Below are 16082 nucleotides of genomic sequence, written 5' to 3'. Positions count from 1 at the left end.
CATCACTTCGAGATCGTGTAGACGTAGTTGGTGTCAAAGCTCGGTCCGAGCTTCAGGCCCTGGAGCTTGGCGGAATAACCCGCCACTTCCGTCTGCTGGAAGATGATGACGAAGGGACCCTTCGCCAGAACTTCCTTTTGCAGGTTTTCGTAGATGGCAGCACGCTTGGCAGTGTCCTTTTCCAGCAGTGCCGACTGGGTTTCCTTGGTCAGGTCAGGAACGTCCCAGGCATTGCGCCAGGCGAGCGTCTTGTTCTTGCCCTCATCCGAATTGTCGTAGTTGATGGTGAAGGTTTCGGCATTCGAATTCGGGTCGAAATAGTCCGAACCCCACTGACCGATGTAGATATCATGGGTGCGGGCGCGGTATTTCGTCAGCGTCTGCTTGCCGTCGCCCGGAATGATTTCCAGCTTGATGCCGGCCTGCGCCAGCGTCTGCTGCACGCTTTCGGCAATGCCTGTCACCGGCTGCGTGTTGCGCACATCCATGGTCACGGTGAAACCGTCCTTCAGGCCAGCCTTTGCGAGAAGTTCCTTGGCCTTGGCGACGTCGAGCTTATAGGGGTTTTCGTCAAGCGCACCCAGCTGGCCCTTCGGCAGGAAGGTCTGGTGGACTTCGCCGATACCCTTGATGATCGTCGCGCCGATCGCGTCATAATCGACGAGATATTTGAAAGCCTCGATGACCTCAGGCTTCTTCAGGTTCTCGTTCTTCTGGTTGAGGCTGAAGTAATAAACGGTGCCCTTGGGCGCGGAAGTGACGGCAAGACCTTCCTTCTTGGAAACGGCTTCCATGTCACCCGGCTCGAGGTTACGGGCAACATCGATATCGCCGTTCTCAAGCGCCAGACGCTGGCCGGAGCTTTCCTTCATATGGCGATAGACGACGCGCTTCAGCTTCGGCTTCTCACCATAATAATTCGGGTTGGCTTCGAGGATGACGGCCTCGTTGGCCTTCCAGCCGAGGATCTTGTAAGGGCCGGATCCGGCATAACCCGTCTTCAGGAATTCATTGCCGAAATCCGTGTCGTATTTGTAGTCCGCGCTCGGGGTAACGGCCTTCGCCTTTTCGGTGATGAGCTTCTTGTCGACCACGGAAGCGACGGTTGCGGTGAGCACGTTCAGCACGAAGCTCGGCGCATAGGGCTTGTCGACCGTCAGCACGAAGGTGTTCGCATCCGCAGCCTTGGCTTTTTCATTGACGTTGTCGCCCTTGAGGCCGAACTGCGTCAGCAGGAATGCCGGCGACTTGTCGAGCTTGACGGCACGCTCGAAGGAGAATGCCACATCGTCAGCGGTGATCGGATTGCCGGAGGCGAATTTCAGGCCGGATTTCAGCTTGAAGGTATAGGTCAGGCCATCCTCGGAGGTCGTCCAGCTCTCGGCCAGATCGCCGATGACCTTGGACGTGTCATTGAGATCGATGGAGACCAGCTTGCTGTAGGTGTTGCCGGTAACTTCGGCAGCAGACAGTTCGAAGGCTTCGCCCGGATCGAGCGTGATGATGTCGTCGATGGCAAAACCTTCGACCAGGGTATCGGCCGGCGTGGCGGCGAAAGCGTGCGGAGCCGACAGCATCATCAGCGACAGAGCGGCGCTGGTGCTGAGAATACGCATGGATTTGTTGAGCGATTTGATCATAGGATCTCCCCTTTTGTTATAAGATTGATTTCATTCGCTATAGGGCGTCTTCAGGCCGGTTCGTGCCAGGCCTGGGACAGAACGCGCAGCCAGTTTTCCCGGCAGATTTTGGCCAACTCCCCGTCACCGTAACCTGCCGATTTCAGCGCCGCAACCAGATTGTGGTTGCCGCTCGCATCCGCAATGCCAACGGGTACTGTCGCGCCGTCGAAATCCGATCCGAGCGCCACGCAGTCAATACCCATGCGTTCCACCATATAGTCGATATGGCGCACCATGTCGGAAAGCGGCGTGTCGGCAATGTCGCGCGCATCCGGCCTGAGCATGGTCACGGCATAATTGAGACCAACCAGACCGTGACTGTCCTTGACGGCGTCCAACTGGCGGTCGGTGAGATTACGGGCAACGGGGGTAAGCGCGTGCGCGTTGGAATGGCTTGCGATCAGCGGCTGGTTGGTGGTCCTGGCCACATCCCAGAAGCCTTTTTCGGTGATATGCGCCAGATCGATGAGAATGCCCAACCGGTTGCATTCCTTCACCAGCGAAAAACCGGCATCGGTGAGACCGGGCGCGGTATCGGGCGACATGGGATAAGAAAAGGGAACGCCATGGCCGAAAACATTGTGCCGGCTCCAGACCGGACCTAGCGAGCGCAGGCCGGCGGCATAAAATACCTCGAGCGCATCAAGATCGGCGCCGATCGCCTCGCAGCCTTCCATGTGCAGCACCGCGGCAAAAACGTCCTCGGCAAAGGCCTTGCGGATATCGGCCGTGGAACGGCAAAGCCGCCAGGCGCCAGCGCGATCGAGCCTCAGCGCAATTGCAGCCTTCTCCATGGCGATATCGAGCGAAGGCAAGCGCTCCAGCGGCGCGGCAAGCGGCGTATCATAGTGACCGCTTTCGTCCGGCTCCTGCAAGATGAGGTCGCCGGAGGGGATGTAGATGGCGCAGATTCCGCCACCAAGACCGCCGGCCCTGGCGCGGGGACCATCGATATGGCCTTCCCGCGTACCGTTTCTGAATTCCGCAACCGGATCGGCACCGGCCTTGCTGTTGCGCCACAACCGAAGCAGCACATCATTATGACCGTCGAACACTGCATGCATGGGAAGAAATTCCAGTAAAGCGGCAAAACCAAAGGGGGCGGGCAGACGCCGGAATGACACCGAACGAAAGCAAACCGGCGCGTTTTTCGCCGGGCGCTATAATCTGTCGAAGGTGATCTTAGGACGATCTCTCGCAGCTTCGCAAGACGCAAATTAGGCAATGATGAAATTATCACCACTTGCGTTTTGCCGGAATTTGCGCAACGTCAAGCCAGCCAGCCGCCTTGCGCTTTCGTCAACAGCGGCGTGGTGAAAACACCCCTCACCCGCTCTGCCCATTCCGGCCCGAAACCGGCGATTTTTTGCCGCCAGCGATCCGATTGCAGCATGGCCGCACCGATGACGACGGGCTGAATGCCGGACGACGTGAGAAGCGAAAGACCTGAAATGATGGAACTGCCGCTGGAGATGACATCATCCACAAGCGCCACCCGCCTGCCCTCGATGAGCGGCAACATGCGCGGATCGATATAGAGCCGCTTTTCCTGTTTGGTGGTGATGGAGGACATGGGCACCGACAGTTCCTCCAGATACCAGAATTTGCGTGAGGTGCCGAGCGGTACGTAACGGGAATGGCCAAGATGGCGGGCAACGGCGGCGGCAAGCGTCAGACCGAGCGTCGGCAGGCCGATGACGACATCCGGCTCAAAGACGGAAAGCTTGCGGGCAAGATCAGCCGCGAGCACTTCAAGCACCTCAAAAGAAGCCTGATTGACGATGAGCGAGGCAAGCGCATGTTCACCATCCGCGAGCGGCCTTATCGGCAGGCAAATCTGCCTTCCATCATCCAGGACGGCCGGGAAGAAGGACGAATGCGGCCCGGCCGTTTCAAATGTGCGGGGAGCAGCTATCGCCTGCCAGAACTCATGAGGAGCGGCCGGTGACTGGGTATCAGGCGATGCGGATGACGGCATCGGTTTTCCTTTCAGGACCGGGATGGCGCAAAGCGGACGCGGTTTTTCCAGCCACGCCAACCCCGTTCGGCATATCGGGCATTTCAGCAACCGCATACATGCGGCGGGTTCATTTCATTGGCTTTTTCAGCTAGAAGGGAACAAAGCAACAGGCATTCGGACGAACCCACCTATGACTCGGGTTTTTCCCATATTCAAGGACAAGCTGCCCATGAGACTGCTGGACCGGATCGGTGAAGACCTGCCATTCCTGACGGAGCTTCGCCACGATCTGCACGCACATCCGGAACTGGGTTTCGAAGAGGAAAGAACCAGCGCCATCGTCGCCGATCTTCTGGAACGGGCCGGGGTGAAGGTGCATCGCGGTCTTGGCGGCACCGGCGTCGTTGGCACCCTGCAGGTGGGCAACGGCACCCGCAGCATCGGCCTGCGTGCCGACATGGATGCGCTTGCCATGCCGGAAGTGCCCGACAGGCCCTATAAATCGAAACTTCCCGGCAAGATGCATGCCTGCGGCCATGATGGCCACACCGCCATGCTGCTGGGTGCTGCGCGCTATCTCGCAAAGACCCGCGATTTTTCCGGCACCGTCCATTTCATCTTCCAGCCGGCCGAAGAAGGCCGCGGCGGCGCAAAAAAAATGGTGGAGGACGGACTTTTCTCGCTGTTCCCCTGCGATGCAGTCTATGGCCTGCACAATATGCCGGGACTCGGCATCGATGAAATGGCCGTGGTGGAAGGCCCGCAGCTTGCCTCTTCCGACAGCTGGCGCGTGACCTTCAAGGGCGTCGGCACCCATGGCGCCAAACCGCATCTCGGCCGTGACCCCATAACGGCTGCCGGCACCTTCCTCGCTTCGCTGCAAACCATCGTCGGCCGCGTCGTCGATCCGCTGCAGCCCGCCGTGGTCAGTGCCTGCTCGGTTCAGGCGGGTGATCCCAAGGCACTCAACGTCATTCCCGATCTCGTTGAAATCGGCGGCACGGCGCGCGCCTATGCACCTGAAGTACGCGACCAGTTGGAAGCGGAAATCGGCAGGCTGGCCAAAGGCACGGCGGCGATGTTCGGCATCGAGGCGCATTACGAATTCATCCGGCGCATTCCCCCCGTCATCAACGAGACGGAAGCGACGAAACGGGCGCTGCGCGCCGCCAAAACGGTGTTCGGCAACAAGGCCCGTACAACCTTCCCACCATCGACCGCAGGCGACGACTTCGCTTTCTTCGCTGGTGAAGCCCCCGGCTGTTATGTCTGGCTGGGCAACGGCCCGGCGGTGGATGGCGCGCTGCACCACAACACCTCCTACGACTTCAACGATGCGGCCATCGTTCCGGGCGTGGCATTTTGGGCGACACTGGTGGAGCAGGAGCTGGCTGTGGAGTGACGCCCCGGCCGACACGATGGCCGCTCAGGCGCGCCGCGTGCCCGGGCGCGCAAGGCTGGCAAAAATTCCGGCAAGCGCGCAGCCGGCGGTGATGGCCATGATGCCGGGCCAGCCGGCATGGATCCAGAACCAGCCGCCGACCCAGCCGGTGATGCTCGCTCCGCAATAATAAAACAGCAGATAAAGCGCGGAAGCATGGCTTTTGGCGGTACCCGCATTCGCGCCCACTCCACTGCTGGCAGCCGAATGCCCGATGAAAAATCCGATGGTTATCGCCGCAATCCCCGCCACGATGAGGATGATGCTTGAGGCGAATGTGAGCAGGATACCGACAAGGATGGTGGAAAAGGCAACCACCAGAATGATCCGTCGGCTGAACCGGTCGACCAGTGCCCCGCCATAGGAGGACGCGACGATACCCAGGGCAAAGGTCAGGAAAATCATGCTGACGGCCGTGCGGCCCAATTCGTAAGGTGGCGCGACGAGGCGAAAGGCGCAATAGTTGAAAACGGTGGTGAACACGCTCGTCAGCATCGCGCCCAGGAAATAGAACCGCCGAAGTTCCGGGTTTCCAAGATGTTGCGCCCATATTTTCAGATGATTTTTAAGCGGCATGTGCTGCGGCCGGAAATTCCGCGAAGGCGGAAGCAGCAGCAGGAAGCCGATGGCCGCGAGGATACAGACCGCCCCCAGCGCATACATTGCCACCTGCCATGAGGTATAGGCGGACACCAGCCCCATGCCGACACGTCCCGCCATGGAACCGAACGCCGTGCCGCCGACATAAAGCCCCATCGCCTTGCCGAGACTGGAAGGTTCGATCTCCTCGGCAAGATAAGCCATGGCGACGGCCGGAACGCCGCCGAGCACGAACCCTTCCAGCGCGCGGGCGGCAAGCAGCCATGCCCAGCCTTGCGTGCTTGCCGCAATGATATTGGCGATGGCTGCCAGCATCATCGAAACGAACATCAGATTTCGGCGGGTGAAGAGTTGGGCAAAGGCCCCGCTGAGCAGAATGGCGAAGGCAAGCGTTCCCGTCGTCAGAGACAGGGCCAGCGATGCAGTTGCAGGGTTGATGCCGAATTCCGCCGGAAATTCCGGCAGGAGCGGCTGCACGCAATAGATCAGCGAAAAGCTGGCAAAGCCCGCGAGGAAAAGCGCCCAACTCGCCCGGCGAAACTGACGGCTTCCCTGCCGTATCCAGAGCACATCCGGCGGCTCCTCCGTCATGACGATCGGCGGGGTGAAATCCTGTTTTTTGAGCTGGCGCATCGGGTTTGTCCCTTTCGCTCCCAGCTATAGCGCAGCTCCGTCTTTCATTCTAATATATGGAAGGCGTTCCCATCATATCTGGATCTAATATCATGGAACTCAGGCACATCCGTTATTTTCTGGCCATTGCCAATGAGGGCAGTTTTACGCGGGCGGCAGAACATCTGGGAATCGCGCAGCCGCCGCTCAGTCAGCAGATAAAGGTTCTGGAACAGGAAATCGGCGTGCGGCTATTCCGGCGTCTTGCGCATGGTGCGGAACTGACACCGGCGGGCCATGCCTTTCGGGCTGCGGTGACCCATATTCCGCATCAGGTGGGTGAAGGTGTCCGGCTCGCCCGCAGGGCGGCGGCCGGTGAAACCGGCATTCTGAGAATAGGCGTCACCGGCACGGCGGCGCTCAACCCTCTGGTTCCGGCCTGCATCCGCACCTACAGACGCCAATATCCCGACGTGGAGCTTCAGGTGATGGAGGCAGCCGCCCTGGCACTGACACCGGCCCTGCTCGAAGATCGGCTGGACGTGGCGCTTTTGCGCCCTTCTCAATCCGATCCCGATACATTGCTCGAGGAAGTGCTCACTGACGAACCGCTTCTGGTCGCCCTGCCTGCATCCCATCCGCTCGCGCGGCGCGGCACCGCCATAGACCTGATGGAATTGCGCGACGACCCTTTCATTCTGACGCCACGCAGCGTCGGCACCAGCCTTCACGATGCATCGATAAAAGCCTGCCAGGAGGCCGGTTTCACGCCGCACTTAGGGCCGGCGGCACCGCAAATCGCCTCGATATTGTCGCTGGTCGCGGCCGAACTCGGGGTTTCCCTCCTGCCGGAATCCGTCGCGCAGGTCAAAATGCAGAACATCGTCTTATTACCTTCCAGCGGCCCGCCGCCGCGGCTTTCCATATCGCTCGCCTATCGGCGCGGAACGACATCGCCGGTGGTGAAGAATTTCGTGTTGGCGGCGCGCATTGCCGCGCGCGAAACACAGACGCCTGACGTGGCCGGGGTCGAATGAACCGCAGCCCGCAGATGCGGGCCGCCGCTATTCGAGAACGGCAATCACCGGGCTTTCCATCACCCTGCCTGTCAACACATCGGCAATGCCCATATCCGTCTGGTGCGGGCCGATATTGCAGGCGAGCGTGGCGCCGAAGCAGGCCTTGAAGACGAGATAGGGCGGCTGCCATTCCACCACCCTGCCGACGGCTTCGCGCAATTCTTCGAAAGCCTTTGCCACGTCTTCAAGCGGGGCATCGGAAACGAGGCCGGAAAGCGGCAACGGGAGAAGTGCGGTGACCTTGCCCTCTGAGGCAACGGCCATGCCGCCACCCGCTTTTATCACCGCATTGGCGGCCAGCGCCATGTCCTCGGCATTACCACCAAAAACGGTGACGTTGTGGCTGTCATGCGAGACGGTGGTCGCGAAGGCGCCGTTCCAGTTTCCCCAGCCGGTAAGGAATCCGGTTCTGGTGATCGGCTCGGCCATGCCGTGGCGATGGGTGACGGAAATCATCGTCGCACCCTGGGGCGGAACGACGAAACCATCCTTCACCTCGGCCTCCATCTCTCCCGATTGCGTGAAGCGCGGGCGGTCGATGGTGGCGAGGCGTATCTTCGTGCCTTCGGATGTGACCCGGAAATCATTGGGCTCACGAAGCGGCAGCTTCATCGAGCCTTCGAGCGCGGTTGCGTCGCAGGCGGGAACCTCCACCAGCATGCGGCCGCCTTCAGCGACAGCCCTGCCATTTGCGATCACCTGGCGGGCCGCAAAATCGCTCAGATCTTCGAAAATGACGATATCGGCGCGGCGGCCGGCGGCGATGAGGCCGAGATCGGCACGGCCGAGCCTCTGCGCGGCATTCAGCGTAGCGGCACGCAGCGCCCATTCGGGGCGCAGACCGTAACGCACAAGCCGGCGCACCACATCGTCAAGCCCGCCGCCCTGCAACAGGTCATCCGGGAAGACATCGTCGGTGCAGAGTGTCACCGTCTGTGGCAGATGGCCCAGCGCATTCAGCGCCGCCACAAATTCCGGCAGCAGGTGATCATGCGAACCGCGCAACTCGATGGTCAACCCGGCCCGCAACTTTTCCATCAGGTCTTCACCCGACACCAGCTCGTGATCGGAGGAGACACCCGCCGCCATGAAGGCGTTGAGATCGGCATCTTTCAGGCCGCGGGCGTGGCCGCAGACCAGTTTGCCCGAGGCAAGCCCGGCCTGCACGATGCCGCCCATGCGCGGATCGCGCTCGATGACACCGCGCATATTCATGATTTCCGCAACGCCGCCAACCCGCGGCCATGACAGGATATCGGCGAGAATGGTCGCGTCAAAGTCCGCGCCGCCACGCTCCAGCCCCGGAGCTGATGGCACGCAGGAAGGTGCGAGCAGAATGGCGCGCAATGGCAGATTTTCGATTGCCTTCGACGCCCAGCGCACCCCTTCCACGCCATGCACATTGCCGAATTCATGCGGGTCCCAGACGATGGTGGTAACACCACGGGCGACCACTGCCGCCGCATAGGCGGCCGGCGTGACCATCGAACTTTCAATATGCATATGTGTATCGATGAGGCCGGGCGAGACAAAGGCGTTTGCCGCATCGATGATCCGTACAGCGTCGCTGCGGCTTGCCCGCTCGTGCACGCTGGCGATCAGAGCGCCAACGATGCCGATATCGGCGGCGCGAAGCTCTCCCGTCACCACATCCACCAATGTTCCGCCGGTGATGAGGACATCGAAAGGCGCATCGCCACGTGCGACGGCGACCGCGCGGCTGCGCAGCGCATCATCGGTGAGATCGGCAGGCTCGCGTGTTGGAGAGTTCGCGCTCATCGGGCGGCCTCCCGGCGCAACGCCTCGAGAATCGCCGTCTTCGCACTTTCGGCATCAACGGTTTCGGCAAAGTGCGCATTGAAGGTTTCCACCTTGTCGGCGCGCATCTCGACCACGGTTCTGCCCCGGGTCAAGGCGGAATGAAGTTCGACATCGATCCGCGCCTGCCGCCAGCCAATGAGACCGGAGGTAAAGGCAACGGCGGCAACGGGATCGTAAAGCGCCATGGCGGCTCTGCCACGGCGGGTGGCGATGCCGATGAAACCTTCCAGCAGATCGGCAATCAGCGCAGCGTTTTTGCCGCCGGCATCGCGGATCGGCAGCACATCGGCCGGCGAGGCCATAACCTTGCGGCAGGTGTCGAGATCGACCATGCGCAACGGCAGGCCGTGGGACAGAACGATTGCCAGCGCTTCCGGATCGGCAAAGGCGTTGAATTCCGCCGATGCAGTATGGTTGCCGCTGGTCACGCCGCCACCCATCCAGGTGAGATCGGAAATTCTGGCGGCAAGATCAGGCCGGGCAAGGCAAACCGCGGCGATATTGGTGAGCGGGCCGAGCGCCAGAATGCGCTTTTCGCCATCACCCTCAAGCCAGTTGCACAGGGCGGCAAAGGCATCGCTTTTCGGCAAGGCTGGCGCATCCGGCAAGTTTTGGCCGACGGTCGGAATGCCGTTATCGCCCAGAATGCATTGCGCGGTTTCGAGTGCGCCAAGCACGGGCTTGGCACGGCCCTGATGGATCGGCATCGACCAGCCGAAGGTTGAGACCGCTCCGGCGGCATTGCCGCACACCGCTTCCAGCGTCGTATTACCGAACACCAGCGAAATGCCGTCGATGGCAAGGCCTGCCGATTGCACCACCATGATGGCGGCAATGTCGTCAAAGCCCATATCGGTATCGATCCATACACCCATGGTCAGTTAAACACCTTGAGGCTCGCCGCCTTTTCGACCGGCAGATCAAAGGCGAGCGTATCACCAATGACATGCGCGGCAAGCGCCGCATCGGTTTCCGCCTTGATGGGTCCGAGCGGCGTATCCAGCAGATATTCGCGGGTGTTGCCGGCAAAGGATGTGCCGCGCACGGTTCCCTGGAAAGGACCTGAACCGAGGGTGACCATGCGCGGCCGCCAGGCCAGTCCAGATGCTGAAGGGACTGGTCCGGAAAGCGGTGTTGTACCGTTTGCGGTTTTCAGCGCGCCGCCTTCCAGCGCGAAGATGTTTTCAAAGCCAACGAAGTCAGCCACGAAGGATGAAACCGGCGCGTTGTAAATTTCTTCCGGCGTACCGATCTGCTCGATCTTGCCGCCCTTCATGACGACAATGCGGTCGGCGAGGGCAAGCGCCTCGATCTGGTCGTGGGTGACGAAGATCATCGTCACGCCGGTTTCCTTCTGCACACGCTGCAATTCGGTGCGCATTTCAAGCCGCAGGCGGGCATCGAGATTGGAGAGCGGCTCATCGAGCAACAGCACCTTGGGCTCCATGACCATGGAGCGCGCCAGTGCCACGCGCTGCTGCTGGCCGCCGGAAAGCTCGGCCGGTTTGCGGGAGGCGAAGTTGGACAGGCCCACCGACTTCAGGCCGGAGGCGACCTTGTCCTCCAGCGTCTTGCCGCCCATGCCCTTGAGTTTCAGGCCGAAGGCGACGTTTTCATAAACCGTCAGATGCGGGAAGAGTGCGTAAGACTGGAACACCAGACCGACGGCGCGCTTGTTGGCGGCGACACGGGTAATATCGGCCCCGTCGAGATCGATGCGCCCGCCAGCCACCGGCATCAGCCCGGCAATGGCGCGCATCGTCGTCGTCTTGCCGCAGCCGGAAGGCCCCAGCAAGGCCAGAAGTTCGCCCTTGCGGATATCAAGATCGAGATCCTTGACGGCAATGCTATTGCCATAAGCGAGCGAGACTTTGTTGAGCGAAAGATAATTTGCGTCAGACATAACGGGAGAACCCCAGAAAACGTTCGGCCATGAAGACGATGCCGATGGAAAGGAAGGCGAGCAGCGAAGAAAGGGCGGCCACGGAAGGATCAAAGACGATTTCCATGTAACCCAGCATGTCGATGGGCAACGTGCGCACGCCGGGACCCGACAGGAACAGCGATACCGGCACCTGATTGAAGCTCGTCACGAAACCGAGAATGAAGGCGGAGAGAATGCCGCCGCGAATATTCGGCAGCACCACCCGGAAAAACGCGCCGACCCGCGACGAGCCGAGCAGCACCGCAGCCTCCTCAATATCCGAGCGCAGATTGTTGAGGCTGGCTGACACCACCCGCACCGCATAGGGCAGGATGAGCGCTGTGTGGGCGAGAAACAGGGCAAGCGTAATACCGATGCCGAAAGGCACGACGAAATAGCGCAGCAGCGCCAGACCAACGATGATGCCGGGCACGATGATCGGCGCCGAAACGATGGTGCGTACGGTTTCTGCGAAGGGCAGTTTGTAGCGCGACATGGCGTAGGAGGCGGGAATGCCGAGGATCAGCGCCGTGAACGTGCCGCCGATGGCAAGGAACATCGACATCGCGAAACTTTCGCGGAAGCTTTCGACTGTGAAGACCTTGGCGATCCACTTCAGCGAAAAGCCCTGCGGCGGAAAGGCAAGCGTATCGCCGGCCGAAAACGAGGCAGCAACGATGATGAGGAACGGCCCGATGAGGAAACCGACAACGAGAAGAAGCGTGAGCGGAATGAAGAGCTGCCGGGTCATTTCTTGTTCCTTGCGGTGGCGATGCGCTTCAGCAGGATATTGGCGGCAAAGCTCATGACGATCAGGATGAAGGCGATGACGCTGGCGGCGACGAAATTGTTGGAAACCGTGACCTGCTGGTAAAGCAGGGTTTCCAGCATCAACACCTTGGAGCCGCCGAGGATGGCTGGCGTGATATAGGCCGTCAGCGAACCGGTAAAGACCAGCGTGCCGCCAACCACCAATCCTTCCTTGGTGAGCGGCAGGATGACTTTCCAGAACACCTGCAGCCAGTTTGCGCCGAGAACGCGGGCAGCCGCGATCGTATCCTTCGGCATGTTCTCCAGCGCGCTGATGAGCGAGATGATCATCAACGGCAGGAACAGCTGCAGAAGGCCGATAAAAACAGCCGTTTCAGAAAACAGGATACGGATCGGCGCATCACTCAGCCCCACCGCCTGCAGCGCCTGGTTGACGATGCCGGTTCTGCCGAGAATGACGATCCACGCATAGGTGCGGGCAACCGGCGAAATCATCAACGGCAATACGACGAGATTGACCACATGGCCCTTCGTTCCTGGCGACAGGTTGATGATGGCGAAGGCCGCCGCATAGCCCACCACCGCCGAAACAACGGTCACGAGCGCGCCGAGTTTCAGGGTGCGCAGGAAAACCGTCTGGTTCAGCGGATCGGAGAAGAAATCGGCATAAGCGGAGAATGTCCAGCCGTCAGCGGTGCGAAAGCCCTCCGACAAAAGCATGAAGACCGGCACAAGAAAAACCGCCGCCGCAAAAATCGCGGCGGGCAAGGCAAGCGCCAGCGCTTCGGCCCGGTTCTGAAACATTGGTTTATTCCCTGAACGGCGCTGTGGCCGGTTACGCTTGAAGCCGGAATACCGGCTTGCGGCTTTAGAAGGTTGGAAAAGCGGTCAGGGGACGACCAAACCGCTTTTCCTGAAACGGGGCGAGCCCTTGCGGACGCTGAAAATCACCCCGTTCCTGACTGAATTCGACTATTTTGGCTTATTGCCCGACCTTGGAGTTCCACTCCGACAGCCACTTGTCGCGGTTATCGAGCGTCACGTCGGACGGGATGAGCTGCAGGCTGCGAGCGGTTTCATCGCCATAGGTGATGTTGTTCGCCACCTCGTCGGATACCTTGACTTGCTTGTTCGTCGGGCTGTCCACCAGCTTTTCGGCAAGCGCCTTCTGAACGTCAGTCGACAGCCAGAAATCCATGAATTGCAGGGCAAGGTCCTCGTTCTTGGTGCCCTTCGGCACGACGAGCACGTTCATGCCGCCGGTCTGGCCTTCCTTGGGCGTGGCCCAGGCAAGCGGCAGGTCAAGCTTGGTGAAGGGCGCCCAGGAGAAGCGGCCAATCGGCGCTGCCCAGATTTCTTCCTGCTGCATCAGCTGCACCAGCTGCGAGGACTTGACGTAGAAAGTGACGATCTCGTCCTTCTTTTCACCCACGGCCTCGATGGCGCCGGAAAGATCAGGCGTGTCCTTGCCGATGGCCTTACCGAGCATATAGAGCGCCGGCGGGCCCTGATTGGTGGTGACGTTCGGGAAGGCGACGTGATCGACAATGCCGTCCTTCAGGAGATCGGCCCAGCTGTCGATCTTCATCTTGTCGGTGCGGTAGACGATGGAGGTGGCGTAGAAATTGACGCCGACGCTCATGCCGTCGCCATTCGGGTCCTTGGCGATGTCATAGAGGTTTTCGATGTTCGGTACCTTGGACGCATCGATCTTCTGGATCAGGTCCTTGCGGGTGGCGGAAAGAGCATCCGCCATGGAGACGATGGCAAGATCGACTACCGGATTGGCCTTGTTGGCTTCCATCTTGGCCAGACGCTCGACGCTGTTGCCGGTCTCGACGACCAGCTTGCAGCCGCATTTCTGCTCAAACGGCGTATAGACCAGTTCCTTGAATTCGTCCTGCGCGAAGGCGTAGACCGAAATCGTCAGCGTCTTGTCCTGCGCCTCAGCGGCTCCCATCGTCAGCATCAGGGCAGCGCCCGATGCAAGAATGATCTTTTTCATGGTGTGAGTTCTCCTGCTGTGATTTTTTTGGCTTCAATCGCATCATGCTTTGCTTTGCCGGTGGAGCCGCGCATGATCAGCGCCATCGGTACTTTCGAGATTTCTGCCGTAACATCGACGGCGAGGCCGCCTTCGCTGACATCGTCAATGGCGCGCAGCAGCGCTCCAACCGCAAGATCGGCGATGCGGCCCATATCCATGCGCATCGTCGTCAACGGCGGCGTGACCACGGCCGAGAAAATCAGATCGTCGAAGCCGGTGACACTGGCCTTTTCCGGCACTTCGATGCCCTCGCGCTGCAATTCGGTCAGCACCCGCAGCGCATGCAGATCGGAAACGGCGGCAAAAGCGGTAAAACCCTCAGCGACCCTGTCGGCAAGGCCAAGCCGGCAACCCGCGCCATCGGCTTTTTCGAGGGCGTCTATCCACAGTGTCCGTGCAACGCAGGCCTTGCCAAGACCATCGCGAATGCCACCGAGGCGGTCGTTCTGCACGTTGGAATCCCGGTTTTTGCCGACCAGCACCACCTTTTTGTGGCCAAGTGCCGCCAGATATTCGCCAACCTGCCGGCCGCCATCCCAATGGTCGGCTGCGACAGTGTTTCCGGGGGTCGAAGGGCTGTCGATCACCGCAACGGGACAATCAACATCGGTAATGCGCGTGCCGCGGCGGGGAACGATGACCATTCCATCCACGCCGCGCTCGATAAGCCGGTTGATGGCATCCGTCTGCATGGCGATCTCGCCACGCGCGTCGGCGATCAGCACGCCGTAACCGGCACTCACCGCGGCCTTTTCGATGGCCTGCGCAATCTGTGGAAAGAGAGGATTGGCAATATCGGGCAGAACCAGCCCCAGAACACCTGATCTGCCGGTGCGCAGCGCCCTGCCCGCCGAACTCGGCACATAACCAAGTTCGCTTGCCGTCTTGCGGATACGCTCCGCCAGATCAGGCGAAACCCGGCCCTTGCCCGAAAGCGCATTGGACACGGTTGCCACCGACACGCCGAGTGCCGCTGCTATCGCGCTCAGATTGGTGGCAGGCCGTGAAGACGCCATGATGGACCGAAAGGGCTGATTAAACGTTTAATCACGATAGTCGAGTGAAACCGCCCTGTCGAGTCCACCGGGCGGCAAAATGGGCGAAAAGCTGGGCATAAGACATAAATGCCCGAAAAAAGTGCGGTTATTTTTGCAGCGGCAAACCATTTGTCGCGCGATAGGCCTCCACCTGTCGCACCAGCCAGTCGCGAAACAGCACGACCGGAACGTGATTGGCGCGAGAAAGCGGCGCCACCGCATAATAGGAGCTTGGGCTTTTGGCCTGATGATCGAAGGCCTTCACCAATTGCCGCGATTTCAACTCGTTGTCGATCAGGAAAAGCGGCATCAGCGCCACGCCAAGCCCGGCGATGCAGGCCTGCGCCACGCTGGAAAACTGCTCGAACCGCATGCCCTGCGGCAGGGCAAGCGACAGGCCAAGGCTTTCAAACCAGTGGCCCCACGCCCCCGGCCGCGAGGCCATGTGCAGCAACGGCAGGGCGGCGAGATCCCCTGCCTTTTCCACTGGATGCGTATTGAGAAACTGGGGGCTGCATACTGGAGCCACCATTTCATGCATCAGAAAGGTGCTTTCCGCCCCCGGCCAATCCGCCTGACCGATATGGATTGCCATATCCAACTGTTCACGCTCGAAATCGAACTGGCCGATGCGGGTGGCGAAATTGATGGTGATTTCCGGATGGCTGGAGACGAAATCGGGGATGCGCGGCAGAAGCCAGCGGGTGCCAAAGGTGGGCAACATCGCGAGGTTCAGCGTATTGCCATGCGTTTTGGTCATGAGCTGCAGGGAGGCGGAGCGTATCTCACCAAGAGCCGAGGCAATCGATTTCGCGTAAGTTTTACCCTCCGCCGTCAGCGCCACGCCGCGCGCGCCGCGCTCAAACAGGCGCACGCCAAGCTGCTCTTCCAGTGACATAACTTGCCGGCTGATCGCCCCTTGCGTCAGGGCCAGTTCGTCCGCAGCAGCCGAAAAGCTGCCAAGCCGGGCAACGGAATCAAAGGCGGCAAGCGCGCTGGTGGAGGGCAGGAGTTTGCGACTGAGAGATGTCATGCGGCTATTACTAAAGGTAATGCAAAAATGAGTAAACATGGCTTGTGCCATCTGGGGCGATTACCAATAATCCGG

The 16082-nt window shown here is 60.3% G+C and carries 14 protein-coding genes; 2 read left to right on the top strand and 12 right to left on the bottom strand.

The window, feature by feature from the left end:
• Positions 1-2 precede the first annotated feature (2 nt).
• From M0412_RS22550 to M0412_RS22540, 3 genes are all read right to left on the bottom strand, one after another.
• Entirely contained in the window at positions 3-1640 is a 1638-nt protein-coding gene (locus M0412_RS22550; protein ID WP_269702620.1) for an ABC transporter substrate-binding protein, read from the bottom strand.
• Between the two features lie 50 nt (positions 1641-1690).
• Positions 1691-2746: a dipeptidase gene (locus M0412_RS22545; protein WP_269702618.1), complete on the bottom strand. Its 1056-nt coding sequence runs from the start codon at positions 2744-2746 to the stop codon at positions 1691-1693.
• A 206-nt stretch (positions 2747-2952) separates the two neighbouring features.
• Positions 2953-3660, bottom strand: a complete 708-nt coding sequence (locus tag M0412_RS22540; protein ID WP_269702616.1) for a phosphoribosyltransferase — start codon at positions 3658-3660, stop codon at positions 2953-2955.
• A 211-nt stretch (positions 3661-3871) separates the two neighbouring features.
• Between M0412_RS22540 and M0412_RS22535 the strand changes: the two genes are divergently transcribed.
• Positions 3872-5044 (top strand): M20 aminoacylase family protein, encoded by a 1173-nt coding sequence (locus tag M0412_RS22535; protein WP_269702614.1) that lies wholly within the window; start codon positions 3872-3874, stop codon positions 5042-5044.
• A gap of 24 nt (positions 5045-5068) precedes the next feature.
• Here the strand turns inward: M0412_RS22535 and M0412_RS22530 are convergent, their stop codons facing one another.
• Positions 5069-6316, bottom strand: a complete 1248-nt coding sequence (locus M0412_RS22530) for an MFS transporter (RefSeq protein WP_269702612.1) — start codon at positions 6314-6316, stop codon at positions 5069-5071.
• A gap of 92 nt (positions 6317-6408) precedes the next feature.
• On the opposite strand from M0412_RS22530, the gene M0412_RS22525 reads away from it, so the two are divergent.
• Positions 6409-7332 (top strand): LysR family transcriptional regulator, encoded by a 924-nt coding sequence (locus M0412_RS22525; protein WP_269702610.1) that lies wholly within the window; start codon positions 6409-6411, stop codon positions 7330-7332.
• A 27-nt stretch (positions 7333-7359) separates the two neighbouring features.
• Here M0412_RS22525 and M0412_RS22520 read toward each other — a convergent pair whose 3' ends face one another.
• From M0412_RS22520 to M0412_RS22485, 8 genes are all read right to left on the bottom strand, one after another.
• A complete protein-coding gene (locus M0412_RS22520) occupies positions 7360-9153 on the bottom strand; it encodes an adenine deaminase (RefSeq protein ID WP_269702608.1) in 1794 nt (597 codons plus the stop codon).
• Entirely contained in the window at positions 9150-10070 is a 921-nt protein-coding gene (locus M0412_RS22515; protein WP_269702606.1) for a nucleoside hydrolase, read from the bottom strand. The genes M0412_RS22520 and M0412_RS22515 overlap by 4 nt, the downstream gene beginning before the upstream one ends.
• A gap of 2 nt (positions 10071-10072) precedes the next feature.
• Positions 10073-11098 (bottom strand): ABC transporter ATP-binding protein, encoded by a 1026-nt coding sequence (locus M0412_RS22510; protein WP_142842852.1) that lies wholly within the window; start codon positions 11096-11098, stop codon positions 10073-10075.
• Positions 11091-11870, bottom strand: a complete 780-nt coding sequence (locus tag M0412_RS22505; protein WP_125146475.1) for an ABC transporter permease — start codon at positions 11868-11870, stop codon at positions 11091-11093. The genes M0412_RS22510 and M0412_RS22505 overlap by 8 nt, the downstream gene beginning before the upstream one ends.
• The gene (locus M0412_RS22500) at positions 11867-12694 is read right to left on the bottom strand and encodes an ABC transporter permease (RefSeq protein ID WP_142842853.1); all 828 of its coding nucleotides are present in this window, start codon (positions 12692-12694) and stop codon (positions 11867-11869) included. Before M0412_RS22500 ends, M0412_RS22505 begins: the two co-directional genes overlap by 4 nt.
• 178 nt (positions 12695-12872) lie before the next feature.
• Positions 12873-13895: an ABC transporter substrate-binding protein gene (locus M0412_RS22495; RefSeq protein ID WP_269702603.1), complete on the bottom strand. Its 1023-nt coding sequence runs from the start codon at positions 13893-13895 to the stop codon at positions 12873-12875.
• A complete protein-coding gene (locus tag M0412_RS22490; protein ID WP_269702601.1) occupies positions 13892-14953 on the bottom strand; it encodes a LacI family DNA-binding transcriptional regulator in 1062 nt (353 codons plus the stop codon). Before M0412_RS22490 ends, M0412_RS22495 begins: the two co-directional genes overlap by 4 nt.
• A 127-nt stretch (positions 14954-15080) precedes the next feature.
• A complete protein-coding gene (locus M0412_RS22485) occupies positions 15081-16007 on the bottom strand; it encodes a LysR family transcriptional regulator (protein WP_142842856.1) in 927 nt (308 codons plus the stop codon).
• Between the last annotated feature and the right edge of the window lie 75 nt (positions 16008-16082).

The organism is Agrobacterium sp. O3.4 (assembly GCF_041414895.1).
GTDB lineage: Bacteria > Pseudomonadota > Alphaproteobacteria > Rhizobiales > Rhizobiaceae > Agrobacterium > Agrobacterium cucumeris.
The sequence above is the reverse complement of the archived record's forward strand: the minus strand, read 5'-3'. Positions and strand labels throughout refer to the sequence as shown.